10 protein-coding genes and 1 tRNA gene are annotated in these 14,442 nt (G+C 49.1%); 6 read left to right on the forward strand and 5 right to left on the reverse strand.

Annotation, left to right across the window (positions count from 1 at the left end):
- Window positions 1-27: 27 nt before the first annotated feature.
- Genes LLH06_RS16570 through LLH06_RS16580 form a run of 3 tightly spaced genes read right to left on the reverse strand, consistent with a single transcriptional unit; the run spans window position 28 to window position 3,557 of the window.
- Window positions 28-1,029, reverse strand: a complete 1,002-nt coding sequence (locus LLH06_RS16570; protein WP_228170409.1) for a 4-hydroxyproline epimerase — start codon at window positions 1,027-1,029, stop codon at window positions 28-30.
- Window positions 1,019-2,611 carry an aldehyde dehydrogenase (NADP(+)) gene (locus LLH06_RS16575; protein ID WP_228170410.1) on the reverse strand — a complete coding sequence of 531 codons (1,593 nt, stop codon included), beginning with the start codon at window positions 2,609-2,611 and terminating at the stop codon, window positions 1,019-1,021. Before LLH06_RS16575 ends, LLH06_RS16570 begins: the two co-directional genes overlap by 11 nt.
- Window positions 2,612-2,621: 10 nt before the next feature.
- Complete coding sequence (locus LLH06_RS16580) at window positions 2,622-3,557, reverse strand: dihydrodipicolinate synthase family protein (protein ID WP_228170411.1); 936 nt, start codon at window positions 3,555-3,557, stop codon at window positions 2,622-2,624.
- 241 nt (window positions 3,558-3,798) lie between these two features.
- Between LLH06_RS16580 and LLH06_RS16585 the strand changes: the two genes are divergently transcribed.
- Both LLH06_RS16585 and LLH06_RS16590 read left to right on the forward strand, forming a co-directional pair.
- Entirely contained in the window at window positions 3,799-6,198 is a 2,400-nt protein-coding gene (locus tag LLH06_RS16585) for a glycoside hydrolase family 127 protein (protein WP_228170412.1), read from the forward strand.
- Between the two features lie 17 nt (window positions 6,199-6,215).
- Window positions 6,216-8,570: a glycoside hydrolase family 127 protein gene (locus LLH06_RS16590; RefSeq protein WP_228170413.1), complete on the forward strand. Its 2,355-nt coding sequence runs from the start codon at window positions 6,216-6,218 to the stop codon at window positions 8,568-8,570.
- A 104-nt stretch (window positions 8,571-8,674) separates the two neighbouring features.
- On the opposite strand, the gene LLH06_RS16595 is transcribed toward LLH06_RS16590, so the two are convergent.
- Window positions 8,675-8,747: transfer RNA gene (locus LLH06_RS16595), tRNA-Phe, on the reverse strand.
- Window positions 8,748-8,797: 50 nt separating this feature from the next.
- Here LLH06_RS16595 and LLH06_RS16600 point away from each other — a divergent pair.
- The gene (locus LLH06_RS16600; RefSeq protein WP_228170414.1) at window positions 8,798-9,982 is read left to right on the forward strand and encodes a tyrosine-type recombinase/integrase; all 1,185 of its coding nucleotides are present in this window, start codon (window positions 8,798-8,800) and stop codon (window positions 9,980-9,982) included.
- Between the two features lie 73 nt (window positions 9,983-10,055).
- Here LLH06_RS16600 and LLH06_RS16605 read toward each other — a convergent pair whose 3' ends face one another.
- Window positions 10,056-10,643, reverse strand: coding sequence for a hypothetical protein (locus LLH06_RS16605; RefSeq protein WP_228170415.1), 588 nt, complete (start codon window positions 10,641-10,643; stop codon window positions 10,056-10,058).
- A 247-nt stretch (window positions 10,644-10,890) separates the two neighbouring features.
- Between LLH06_RS16605 and LLH06_RS16610 the strand changes: the two genes are divergently transcribed.
- The 3 genes from LLH06_RS16610 to LLH06_RS16620 all read left to right on the forward strand — a co-directional run bounded on the left by LLH06_RS16610 (window position 10,891) and on the right by LLH06_RS16620 (window position 14,419).
- Entirely contained in the window at window positions 10,891-12,837 is a 1,947-nt protein-coding gene (locus tag LLH06_RS16610; RefSeq protein ID WP_228170416.1) for a DEAD/DEAH box helicase family protein, read from the forward strand.
- A 621-nt stretch (window positions 12,838-13,458) separates the two neighbouring features.
- Window positions 13,459-13,899: a hypothetical protein gene (locus LLH06_RS16615; protein ID WP_228170417.1), complete on the forward strand. Its 441-nt coding sequence runs from the start codon at window positions 13,459-13,461 to the stop codon at window positions 13,897-13,899.
- Between the two features lie 67 nt (window positions 13,900-13,966).
- Window positions 13,967-14,419, forward strand: a complete 453-nt coding sequence (locus LLH06_RS16620) for a hypothetical protein (protein WP_228170418.1) — start codon at window positions 13,967-13,969, stop codon at window positions 14,417-14,419.
- Window positions 14,420-14,442 lie beyond the last annotated feature (23 nt).

Genomic DNA, 14,442 nt, shown 5'->3' on the forward strand with positions numbered 1-14,442 from the left:
TAATAGGGGATCTTAATTCAAAAATTTCTAAAGCACCTGGAACCCGTGTGCATACGGGTCATCATCGTCTATCTTAATGGTGTTATAGCCATACACTTTGGCCCAACCTTCAATACTCGGTATAATAGCCTGATGTCCGGCCATGGTCACTACATCCTCCACCCGGCCGATGAATTTACTGCCGATGATGCTCTCATGCACGAATCGATCACCGACCTTGAGTTTGCCTTTGGCGAACCACTGCGCCATACGTGCCGATGTACCGGTACCGCACGGAGAACGATCGATGGCCTTGTCGCCATAGAACACCGCGTTACGAGCCGTTGCATCTGCCGATAGGGTCTTACCTGCCCACAAAATGTGTGTACAGGTATTGATGGTAGGGTTTTGCGGATGCACGAACGTGTAGGCCGCATTGATGCGCTTACGTAGCTCGCGGCTCCAGCTGATCAGCTGGTCGGCGGAATAGTTCTCGATGCCTGTAAAATTTTCCTGCGGATCGATGATGGCGTAATAGTTACCGCCATAGCTTACATCGAAGGTGAGCATACCCAGGTCAGGGCATTCTACCTGCAGATCATGAGCGGCCAGGTATGATGGCACGTTGGTCAGCTTTACCGAGCGCACCTTTTGATCTTCCTGCTTGTACTCGATCATGACCAGACCTGCCGGAGCTTCCATACGGATCACGCCGGGCACCTTGGGCTGTATCAAACCTTCCTCAATGGCAATGGTGATGGTACCTATGGTGCCATGGCCACACATGGGCAGGCAGCCACTGGTCTCGATGAAGAGCACGGCCACATCATTTTCGGGCGAATGAGGCGGATACAGTATACTGCCCGACATCATATCATGCCCGCGCGGCTCGAACATAAGCCCCTTGCGGATCCAGTCATACTCCTTCAGGAAATGCTGACGCTTCTCGCTCATGGTGTTGCCCGTAAGGTTAGGGCCGCCACCGGCCACCAGCCTTACCGGGTTGCCGCAGGTATGGGCATCTACACAAAAAAAGGTCTTACTTGCCATATTGATCCTTTGTCCATTGCTGATCCAGCGTGCGCCATATCTGCAATGGGTTATCGTCCTTTAATTCGTCGGGCAGGTTGGCGTTATCCCAGCCCTGCCAGGCCAGGGGTCTTACAAAGCGGCGGATGGCCGATGTACCTACCGAGGTGAAACGGCTATCGCTGGTGGCCGGGAAAGGGCCGCCATGCTGCATGGCCGCGCAAACCTCCACACCCGTGGGCACGCTATTTAAAATGATGCGGCCTGCCAGTTCGGCGGCCTGATCGATCAGCGGGCGGAAATGCGTTAACTCATCGGCGTTGGCCATAAAGGTAACGGTAAGTTGCCCCGGCAATGTACCGATCAGCTGTGCCAGTTGCTGTTCATCATCGGCCACCACTAACAGTGAATATGGGCCGAACACTTCTTCAGCTAGATGCGGATCGTTGATCAGCTGCTGGGCGGTCACACGGGCAACGGTTGCCAGCGCCTGATTTTCGGCGCCCTCCCGCTTAAGTTCAGATGAAGCGATCACCGACACCCCCTGATTATCCAGCATTTGCTTCACTTTGCCGGTATAGTTTTGGTATATACCGGGGGTTAGCATGGTAGCCGACGGGATGGCGGTGATGGCGGCTTTTAAATTCTCTTCCAAAACATCCAAGGCCGGCGACCTTACGGCCAGCAACAGACCCGGGTTGGTACAGAACTGCCCCGCCCCTAACGTGATCGATGCGGCATATTGGTTGGCCAGCTCGGCCGCGCGGCTGTTGAGCACCCCCGGCAACAAGATCACCGGGTTGATGCTGCCCATCTCGGCAAATACCGGTATAGGCACCCCGCGCTGGCGGGCTATCTTCTCTAACGCCATACCACCGTTGTACGATCCTGTAAAGGTAACAGCTTTGGTGTGCGGATGCTTAACGAGTGCCTCACCCACGGTGTAGCTATCATCATACAAAATAGAGAACACGCCTTCGGGGATATCATGAGCGATGGCCGCCATGTGGATGGCCTCTGCCACCAAAGCGCTGGTACCCGGATGCGCCGGGTGCGCTTTGACCACCACCGGACAACCGGCCGCTAAGGCCGAAGCCGTATCGCCGCCCGCTACCGAAAACGCCAATGGAAAGTTACTGGCACCGAACACTACTACAGGACCAATAGGCACCAGCATTTTACGGATATCGGGCTTGGGCAAAGGTTGCCTTGAAGCATCGGCGGTGTCGATCACTGCCTCTACCCATGAACCTTCCTCTACCACGTTGGCGAACAAGCGCAGCTGGCCGGTGGTACGGCCTAACTCACCTTGTAAACGTGCCAGCGGCAAACCACTCTCGGTCGACGCACGCTCAGTAAGTGCAGGCGCAATGGCTTCTATACCTTCAGCTATAGCGCGCAGGAAAGCTGCTTTTTGATCTTTACCGATATGCTTGAACCGGGCATGCGCCGCCACGGCCAACTGCATAGCCTGATCCACCAATTCCTGGCTGGCCGGGAAAAAGTTCCCATCCAACTCCTTGCCGGTGGCAGGATCGGTAGCCTTGAAGGCTGCCGTATCGGTATCTATATAGGCGAAACCTATCAAGTTCCTTCCGTCCATCTAAAATAAATTAGGCGTTGGCCAGTTCCAGTTTACCCCAGCTATCGGCCGGTAACTCAGGACGGGCCTCTAACGCAGTGTTGATGATGTTCAATACGTGCTCACGCTCGGCACCTTTAATGGCCAAACGTGGCGCTCTTACGGTCTCGGTACCCAGGCCGGTGCAAGCCTCGGCCAGTTTAATGTATTGTACCAGTTTAGGATGGATGTCCAGCTCCAGCACAGGCAGGAACCAGCGGTAAATGGCCAAAGCCTCCTCTATCCTGCCAGCCTTGGCCAAACGGAATATGGCCACGGTCTCTTTAGGGAACGCGTTCACCAAACCTGCCACCCAACCATCGGCACCGATGCAAAGGCTTTCCAGAGCCAGGGTATCCACACCGGTAAGCACGCTGAAACGGCTGCCGAACTGGCTTTGCATACGGATAACGTTACTGGTATCGCGGGTCGATTCTTTAACCGCTTGTATATTATCAAAAGCGGCCATCTCCTCGAACATCTCTAATGTTACCTTGATGCCGTAATCTACCGGGTTGTTGTAGATCATGATCGGCAGGGCCACGTTCTTGGCCACGTCGGTAAAGTAGGTCACGGTCTCGTGGGCGTCGGCTTTGTAACGCATAGGGGGCAACAGCATCAAACCATCGGCACCGGCATCTAATGCCTTTTTGCCCAGGTCGATCGCTACTTTGGTAGCTTGCTCGGCTATATTGCTGATCACTGGTACGCGGCCGTTCACCAGCGCCACGGTATGTTCAACAAGTTGTATCTTCTCTTCGTTACTTAATACACTGGCCTCACCTAACGATCCGCCCAGCACGATACCGTCAACACCGGCCTCCAGTTGAGCCTCGATGCCCTTGTCAAATACAACAAGGTCAAGTTGATCATCAGTAGTGAATTTTGTGGTGACCGCAGGGTACACGCCTTTCCAGGTAACTTTCATATTATGCTTGATTTTATGCAAAACTATATCGAACGCTTTGCAAATTTCAGCCGGGAATTAACCACATATGGCTTGATTTTAACATAATAATGTTCACTACTCCCCTTAACAGTTAATATATGGCCAGCATCGGTCAATATTTAACTCATAAGCGCTTGCTGATATCTTTACATTTGAGTTAACGGCTGTTGCATATGCTCCACCAAGGCGCGCTCCGGCCTTTCCCTTACCCCTAATTAAAATGAGATACCGTTATTTGATGATGGCCGGCATGTCGCTGCTGTATGTTCAGCGGTCGGCCGCCCAGCAAAAAGATTACCGTATTCAGCCGGTGGCCTTCACCAGCGTGCAGGTGAACGATGCCTTTTGGAAGCCCAAGATGGATGTGAACGCCACCGTGACCATACCTTACGTGCTACAGAAATGTCGGGAGAACGGCCGCGTCGACAACTTTTTGCGCGCCGCCAAAAAGATGGACGGCGACAAGCTGACCGAGTACCCGTTCGATGATACCGACATTTATAAGGTGATCGAAGGAGCATCATATGCCATGCAGGTAAAGGACGACCCTAAGCTGGACCATTATGTAGATACCCTGATCCAGATCATTGGGCAGGCGCAGGAACCTGATGGTTATCTCTACACCTTCCGCACCATTAACCCCGCCAAACCGCACCCCTGGGTAGGCGAAAAACGCTGGCAAAAGGAGGAAGAGCTCAGCCACGAACTGTACAACTCCGGGCATTTATTTGAGGCCGCGGCCGCTCACTATACGGCCACCGGTAAAAGGACCCTGCTCAACATCGCCCTCAAGAACGCCGACCTGCTGGTGCGCGACCTTGGCCCCGGCAAGGAGAAAATATACCCGGGCCACCAAGTGGTGGAGATCGGGTTGGTGCGTTTGTACCGCATCACCAAACAGAAAAAGTATCTTGACCTGGCCAAGCACTTTTTAGATATACGCGGGCCCGGCGGCACTGAATACAACCAGGCCGATAAACGCCCAGCCGACCAGCACGCCGCCGAAGGCCATGCCGTAAGAGCTGCTTATATGTACACCGGAATGGCCGACGTGGCCGCCCTCACCGGCGACAAGACCTACCTGACCGCCATTGATGATATTTGGAAAGATGTGATCGGCCATAAACTTTACCTGACCGGCGGCATAGGTGCTACCGGTAATGGCGAGGCCTTTGGTGCCAATTATCAGTTACCTAACATGTCGGCCTATGCCGAAACGTGTGCTTCCATTGCCAATGTGTACTGGAACAACCGCATGTTCCTGCTGCATGGTGATGCCCGCTACATTGATGTGCTGGAACGTACGCTTTACAACGGCCTGCTATCGGGCGTATCGCTCAGCGGCGACCATTTCTTTTACCCCAACCCGCTGGCATCCATGGGTCAGCATGCGCGGAGCGCCTGGTTCAGTTGCGCATGCTGCATCTCAAACATGACCCGCTTTTTGCCGTCGGTACCAGGCTATGTCTACGCCGTGTCGGGCAATGATCTTTACGTGAACTTGTTCATGGGCAACCATTCGACCATCATGCTCCCAGCCACCAAAGTGAACATAAGCCAAACCACCGATTACCCTTGGCAGGGCACCATCAAGATCAATGTTGACCCGGATAAGGCCTCAGCATTCGCACTGAAGGTCCGTATACCGGGCTGGGCGCAGGGTCAACCGATCCCAGGCGACCTTTATACTTATGCTGCTTCGGCAAGCCGACCGGTAAGTTTATTGGTGAACGGCAAGCCGGTACCCATGCCTTTACAGCTGACCAATGGTTACGCCACCATCAACAAGATCTGGAAAAAAGGCGACGTAGTGACCCTGGAGTTGCCCATGGAACCGCAAAAGGTATTGGCCAACGCGCAGGTGAAAGACGATGTTGGTCGTTTCGCTATTCAGCGTGGCCCCGTCGTGTATTGCCTGGAAGGCCCCGACAACCGCGACAGTGTGGTGCAGAACATCATGATCGATAAGAACGCCCCGCTTACTTACGCCTATGAGGGTAACTTTTTAAACGGCGTGACCACCATCAAAGCACAGGGCAGTAGCGCCAAGCGCCTGTTGAACTCTGACCAAGTGGCTACCACCCAGCAGCAGGTAAAGGCCATACCTTACTACGTCTGGAACAACCGAGGCAACAGCGAGATGACCGTGTGGATACCTTACGAGGCATCGGCCGCACGGCCAAAGGCAGCGCCTACCATTGCCGCTACCAGTAAAGTATCGTCCTCATTACTTAAGGCCCGCAGCTTAAAGGCCATCAATGACCAATATGACCCTGAAAGTTCGGCCGATAACAATTATCCGTATTTCCACTGGTGGCCCAAGAAGAACACCACCGAATTTGTGGAATACACCTTCGATAAGCCGCACACCGTATCAAGCTCAAAAGTGTATTGGTATGATGATGGTCCGTTCGGTGGTTGCCGCGTGCCGGCCTCATACCGGATACTTTACCAGCGCGATGGCCAGTGGATGGAGGTCAAGACGACCACACCATATACCATTGCTAAAGATAGCTACAACGCGGTGAGCTTTGACCCGGTGAACACCACCGCCTTGCGCCTTGAAGTGAAACTCCCTGTTGATAATTCGACCGGCATACATGAATGGATCGTTAAATAACATCGACACTAAGCTAAATGACCAATATTAAACTCTGCATAACCGCGCTGCTGATCGGCCAAGCCACACTTTCATCGGCACAATCATACGTGCCTGAGCAACGGGATGCCAGGATAAAGGTACAGCCCAAAGTACCCATCAAGGCTTACAGCTTCCCGTTGCAGGACGTGCGACTACTGGATGGCCCTTTTAAAAAGGCCATGGATGCCGATGCCCGTTACCTACTATCCGTGGACCCTGACCGTTTACTGGCTGCCTTCCGGGCGCACTCAGGCCTTAAGCCCAAAGGCCAGATGTACGGCGGCTGGGAGTCGACCGGGCTGGCGGGCCACACGCTGGGCCATTACCTATCGGCCTGTTCTATGCAATATGCCTCAAGTGGCGACCCTAAGTTCCTGAGCCGGGTCAACTACCTGGTGAACGAACTGGACGAATGTCAAAAGGCCCGCAAAACGGGTTACATAGGTGCCATACCTAAAGAGGATAGCCTATGGACAGATGTTGCGGCCGGCCGCATCCAAAGCCACGGTTTCGACCTGAACGGAGCATGGTCACCCTGGTACACGGTTCATAAGATCATGGCAGGTTTGCTGGACGCTTACCTCTATTGCCATAATATCAAAGCCCTCAACATTGAGCAACGCATGGCCGACTGGACCGGCAACACGGTAAAAGGTTTGGACGACCAAGTGATGCAGAAGATGCTACTGTGCGAATATGGCGGTATGGCCGAGACGCTGGTGAACACCTATGCCCTCACCGGAAACAAGAAGTACCTTGACCTAAGCTACCGCTTTTATGACCGCCGTATACTGGACTCACTGGCCGCTAAAAAGGATGTGCTTCCGGGTAAGCATTCCAACACGCAGATCCCCAAGATCATTGCCAGTGCCCGCCGTTATGAACTCACCGGCGACCAGCGCGACGCCACCATAGCTAAATATTTTTGGGATGTGGTGGTGAACCAGCACTCGTACGTGACCGGCGGCAACAGCAATTACGAATACTTGGGCCCGCCGGGCAAACTGAACGATCAGCTGACCGATAATACAACCGAGACCTGCAACACGTACAACATGCTCAAGCTCACGCGGCACTTGTACAGTGTAGAGCCATCTGCTTATTTGATGGACCATTACGAAAAGAGCTTGTACAACCACATCCTGGCCTCGCAGAACCACGAAAATGGCATGATGTGCTACTTTGTTCCGTTGCGCATGGGTGGCCAAAAGGAGTTCAGCACACCGTTCGAGACCTTTACCTGCTGCGTGGGTTCGGGTATGGAGAACCATGTGAAGTATGGCGAGAGCATCTATTTCAAGGGATCTGACGGGAGCCTGTATGTTAATCTGTTCATTCCTTCGGTATTGAAATGGAAAGAAAAAGGTGTGACCATTAAGCAGGAAACATTGATCCCGGCTAATGACCACACTACCTTGACCGTTAACACCGCCAAACCATCGGCCTTTGCCATGCGCATCCGCAAGCCGCGCTGGGCCGGGGCCGTTACGGTGACCGTTAATGGCAAACCTCAGGACGTGATCCTGAACAATGGCTACATCACCATTGACCGCAAATGGCGTAACAATGATGTGGTGACCATCACCTTGCCGGCAAGTTTTTATACCGAGGCCATGCCCGACAATGCCGCCCGCCAGGCCATATTTTACGGGCCGGTGTTACTGGCCGGCGTATTAGGCAAAACAGAACCCGACCCTGTAAGCGGCAAACCGGTACTGGTGACCAACAACGGCACCGTAACCGACCGCATACGTACGGTGGATCAAAGGAAACTGATCTTCCGCACCGCAGGTGCCGGCGTTCCTAACGATGTGGAGCTTATCCCTTTTGCTCAAGTGCAGGATGATCACTACAATGTGTATTGGGACGTGTTCAACGCCCAGACCTGGGCCAAACAACAAAAGATATACGAGGCCGAAAAGAAAGCGGCACAAGAACTCGATGCACGGACCGTAGACATTTTACGCATGGGCGAGATGCAGCCTGAACGCGACCATGACCTGACCGGCGAACACACCACCACCGGTGATGCTCATGGCCGCAAGTGGCGCGCTGCCGAAGGCGGGAGCCTGTCATTCAAGATGAAGGTAGCGCCAGGTGTGGCCAACACGCTCATGTGTACCTACTGGGGCATGGACAACCGTGGCCGCACCTTTGATATTTTGGTAGATGGCGCACAGATCGCCACCGAGAACCTTGACCATTACAAAGAGAGCCGCTTTTACGATATCAAATACCCCATTCCAGCCAACGTGACCGGCAACAAGCGCGAGGTGACCATCACGTTTGCACCCAAGCCCAACAACGCCGCTGGACCTGTTTATGGCTGTCGTGTGATCAAAGATCAGTAGCATCGCTTAAGAAAAAAGCTGGCCCGGTGGGTCAGCTTTTTTAATTGGAAATGACTTTAAACAAGAAAGCCCCTTAGCGTTAACTAAGAGGCTTCTGACGTTTGTGGTACCAACTGGGATCGAACCAGTGACACAAGGATTTTCAGTCCTTTGCTCTACCATCTGAGCTATGGTACCAGCAGCGTTTTTGAGCTTTAAGACACAATCCGTCGCCAAAATGGCGCCAAATGACCTATACAGCTCCTTCCATCGTAACAAGCGATGACTTAAGAAAAAAATCATACATAACCTTCTACTACGGCACAGAACGGGTTCGCAAGTACAGTGCCCAATGCCTGAATTTGAAAATTGAACCGAACAGGGCGAAGTCCGTAGGTTTGCGGAATGAATTACTTGAAAGACTGCGCTTCGAGTATCACAAAGCATTAGATGCAGGTACATACGGTATACCGATAACCAACTCATCACAACCGTCATCCGATATCATACAGTCAGAACTACCCCACAGCGCAATAAATGAACCTGAGGCACAAACAACGCAGGCCCTATTACAAGAGTCCTTAAATGAAAAGCTGAACTCCGATTTGAGCAGAAGCTATAAACGAGATCTTAAAACCATACACAAGGAGTTCTTAGCTTTCTTAACCGACGCCGAAAGAGTCTCACCTATAAATGATATATCAACCGCTAGGGTGCAGAAGTTTCTAAGTCGTTATGGTTCATCCGGCACCTACTATATGAACAAGCGTAGGAACCTAGCTGTTCTCTTCAATTTCGCGGCCGGACTAGAAGACAAACAGCTTAAAACCGTTAAAGCTACATCGAGGCGCAAGTCCAAGGCCAAGCTCCACGAAAAGTATGAGAAACAACAACTCAAACCTATACTGGAGTTTCTCAAAGAAAAGCATTTCAACTTGTACGTATGTTGTCTTCTCACATACAGCTCTTGGTTGAGGCCTCATGAGGAAATCCGCCTCCTAACGCCCCACGACTTCAAAAAAGGTTTGACGGAAGTTCACCTTACAGGCGCAGAGAACAAAGGGAGACAGGTTAGAATAGTCCATATTCCTGAATATGCCCGGGATTACATAGCCAAGATGCTAACTGGTCTACAGCGTAACGACAATCTATTTAGCCGCTGCCCCGAACCCTTCAATGAGTCTTATTTCAACACAGCCTGGTCACGTATGTACAAGAAGATGGCTAAGGTCAGCTTAATACACGAAAATCAAACAATTTACTCTTTTCGTCATACAGCAGCCGTGGAGGTATATAGACGTACCAAAGATGTACACCTACTGCAAAAGCTACTAGGACATTCATCCATTGTAGTTACATTAAAATACTTGCGTAGCTTGGGCGAATTGAACAGCGAAGAAATGAAGAACGCTGCCCCACAGCTTGACATATAAAGAGAAAGCCCATCACTAAGCGTGGTGGGCTAATTGCCATTGCCTCTTGGTTACTAACTGGGGGCACGAATACTTAACTTGCTAGAATAGCAAAGATAGGAATAATCCCTACGTGCACCTTCGAGGTATCACCATTTTCATCGGTTCTATCCTCTTTCCTATCCTCGTAAATGAAGACCTTATCAAACTCTTTCAAACAACTGGTAGTGATGTTAGAGGTAAAAGTCGGCATTTGATGTTGTGCTCTTGCAGAACACACATGTTGTACGATATCATTTTTGGTGACGAGTTCGTTTAAATCAAACATCTCCGTCAAGGTGGTTAGATAAATCTTTTCTTGGCCGTCACTGTTGTTAACAGCGTCCGACAGCTCAACAAATTTAGACCATTGCCCGCCACGTTTTGACTTAAAGTGCAATACTATGGCTTCTGCATCATCTTCATACCTGTGTTTGATGGACGCAACCTTTTCTAAATCAGCTCTAGATAATGGCTTGGCGGCGACAACTACAGACTGAACTGCGGCGGATTGCGCAGACTTGACTGGCGATTGGGTCAATGTGTTATTGCTTTCTATTGTATTCTGAGAATTTTCGATCATGACTATTAAGTTTAATATAGAAGTAGGTTTTAGAGCAACCTTATACTCCCATTTAGCCATGGGTTAAACTCAATGATTCATTAGTAACCAAGAAGTCAAAGAGCATATATGTTCCACGGTTGAACCGAGTGACATGATGGTACAAAGCTAGAAATTTTTACAAGCCCCTAAAGCCTCAAATTCAAACCTTTCAATACCATGACAGTTTCAAATAAACGGAATCAAACTAAACTTGTAGTTCATGGTTGAGTTTTGTATCTTTGTATCACATTTCAAGGTCGGCTAAAGGTGCTGAGTAAAGGAGGCCATGTTGCAACTGGTCTTTTTTATGCTTCGTACTTTCCTCTCACAAGCCGATTTTGCACAGATCGACTTTCGAGCCTTTTCCAAGGCCGCCGAGATCCCCCTCATACATCTGAACCTTTACATTGAAATGTATACGCACCTACAAGAATATACCATAAGCAAAGAAGCCTACCTAGATACAGTTTTCAATTCCATCCCATCAAATGCCTTCATAGATAAAGGTAGATGCGGCATAGGAGGAACCACATTAGAACTACTCAACAAAACACGTTGCTCGATCATCGTAGCACCAACACGGGGCATACTTCGCAATAAGAAATTAAAGCACCCTGACCTTTTTATCATCGACGGCGATGTCAATAGATCAGACATTGAAGAATACCTACAGCACGTTAAGCCAGCCTCAAAAATAATGGTCACCCCCGATAGCTTTGGCAAGCTTATCGATGCGCTCAAAGCGCGAGGTTTATATGAGACCGCATTAAGTACTTGGTTTCTATTATTAGACGAGTGCCACAGCTTCATTACTGAGGCCTTTAGGAAGAACATACTTAAGCCATTCCAATACTTTTGGGCGTTCACACACAAAGCTATTATCTCAGCAACACCCTATCATTTTTCAAACCCTAGATTCAAACAGTTAGCATATTACAAGATCAACTTCACGGCCAGCTTAGGCACTGTCACATTAGTGCAGTGTTACAGCATTAAGGCTACTTTGAACGCTTTGTTGGCGCGAGCGAATGATGCTTCAGGTAACATACACATCTTCTATAATTCTGTTACTGCTATTGCCCAAGCTATTAAGCTTGCAGGTTTGACCAACTTAAGTATCTATTGTGCCGACGACAAGGATAAGACGAATATGGAAAAGCTCGGTGAGTATGCTAAGTACTATCATGAGTTACCTGATAACAGCAACTCTAGCAAGGTAAATTTCTACACCTGTAAATATTTTGAGGGTATCGACATAGAAGATAAGGATGCGGTTGTTGTAGTGGTTACAGATGTAAATCAACCGCACACCAAAGTACCGGTCAACATGAAACTGAAGCAAGCAGTCGGTAGATTACGAGATGCCCCCGAACAGATCATACACTTAACTAACCATCACCGACGAACTAATATCAAGCGGGAGCTAAGTGAGATCCAACAACAGTTCAAAGCAGAGGCCGACTTGCTTATCAAACAGAGGATAGAGTATCTCGAACTTTGCACTAATCACGCCTTGAAACCTAAACCTGATGATCTTGTCGCCCGTTATGCAGATATAGATGCAGAGACGGGTTACCCCACATTTAACTATGAGCTCTTTGATCAAGTGGTGAATGAAGTTTACAGCAATGAGATCTATAACGACATTAACCTAATAAGAGGAGATTGGGAGGCTGGCTATTATGATGTGATCATGAAACGCTCAGATCTTAAATCCGAAACCTCAACTGCTATGAAACGTAAATCGAAAGCAACCATTTTAAAAGAAGATATAGAGGCCTTAAAAGCGTATAAACTAGCGGCAGCCACAGCCATGATCTTTAACTTCGGTCATACAGTCGAAACAGAGATCAGGAAGCGTAACCCTTTGGCATACGAAGCGGAAAGGGTGTTAAGTATGGAAAAACTGGAAGAACTTAAATATAACCGCATCAAAGTACAGCAGGAAGTGATCATAGCATCTAACTTACAAGTTGAACATAAGCTGCTCAAGCTTCTAAACAGTACATTTCAGGTGGGCCAACGTTACTCAATTGAGGTCATCAACGAGCGGCTTCAAACCATATATGAAAAGCTGAACATCAGAGATGCTAAGGGAAACGTGAGGAAAGCGCAGGCTACTGATCTTGGCGAACCTGGGCGATTCCGTATACATCTTTGTAAGATACAAGGTAGCACCCAAAATGCTTATGATATACTTGGTAAGAACTTTGGGCTACAGATCGCAGCTTAAGTGTCAGGTCAGAGGGATTTCCTTTGAAAATTGAAAAACTACTTTAGTAAAGGGATTTACAAGAATCTCAATTAGAGAGGAAATAGGATTTGAAACTGGCAGCCTTTTGATAGTTCAAACCTTAGATAGTGCATATTGTAGCCCACACACTCGCAATATTGATCAGTTCAAGCGCTGAAACGCGTAAGATTATTCAATTTGTCCACTGTAACACGACGGATACGAAAGTTCAGCTTCTAAGGGTGACACATTGACTGTTTACTTACTAGTCCCCCCGGCTGTAAAATTTTGGATGAGTTAAGCCTCCCCACCCAGACCTGAATTAACCCCCCGCGCTTGATCTTGAGGAAAGCAAATAATATACGCGGCCGCCCTGTCTCTCAGCCAGAGCAATTTGAAGAACGTATCGCTAAACGCTTCCTGCTATATATCTCTATGAAGAATGCCTGATCCAAGATCTGGCAACCTTTCCAACTTGTAAAAATGCAACCAACCTTCATCCTTATAAGTTGGCCTGCATGCAATTATACCTTACCGAACATCTACTAAGCCGCTACTATAGCGGCTTTTTTCATGACCATCCCGCAATAGATACAAACCATCAAGTAACCCACCAACACCATGATACCATACTGGATAACAGCGCTGAAACGCAAACATAACTCTGCACAATATTCGATCAACCTGTCACTTGACACCAACTTTCCCTTCCTTGTAAATAGAGTAAAGGAGTTGTTAAGGCCTGAAAAACCTTTAGTATTCGAGCGAAACTTCAAGACGCATCCATCGGGTTCTCTTGTCACTGTTCATGCGTTTCTCGGCCCATCGGTCTACTTGAACCTTGATTGTGATGGTGCCTACTGCTATCAGATGGAATATTGGTTCGACCATTGCCTTTATGAGCAGGAGATCCGCGTCTACATGCGTGAGTTAGGGCTGCATGATAAAGCCTATGAGAAGAAGCGATGGCCTGACTTCGATACCTTCTTTCATAAGGTGTTACACCATCAAGGTAGAGCAGCCTTTTACCGACTTGGCTTAGAGCCGAACCCTTACCAGTAATTAACCGAAAGCTTGGTGCAATAGCACCAGGCTTTCTTCATTTTAAAACTACATCAATCTAGTCATTATGAACACATCTAACAAGCAAGACCAAAGTGTTAAGATCGCGAACGAGGCAGTAGAGAAAGCCTACCATGCGGTGATCAAACAGGTTAAAGACCTATTAGCTAACTTTCCAACAGAACCATTGCGTACGTATGTTGAACGTACTGGCACAAACAACAATTCTCATTCCTTTTACTCACCGCTTGTCTACATAAGTGTTGCTGAGTACTACGGTAAGCGAATGATCTCTTTTGCAAAGAACCCAAGAGTTAAACCACATATTGGGCCGTACTTGGATAGTCTTATCCCACGTATCATTTACAAGTTGACAAGCGTGGAGGTCACAAAACACAGCATCGAGGACCGGCTAGAAGAGTACACCTATCATTACAGTAAGTATGATGATGCTCTGAAGCACTCCGAAACGCTTGACAACTACAAGAAGGACACCGTTCACTCAAACCAAGCTGCTTAAAAACATCTATCAAACATGCGTGG

This window comes from Mucilaginibacter daejeonensis (assembly GCF_020783335.1).
GTDB classification, from domain to species: Bacteria; Bacteroidota; Bacteroidia; order Sphingobacteriales; family Sphingobacteriaceae; genus Mucilaginibacter; species Mucilaginibacter daejeonensis.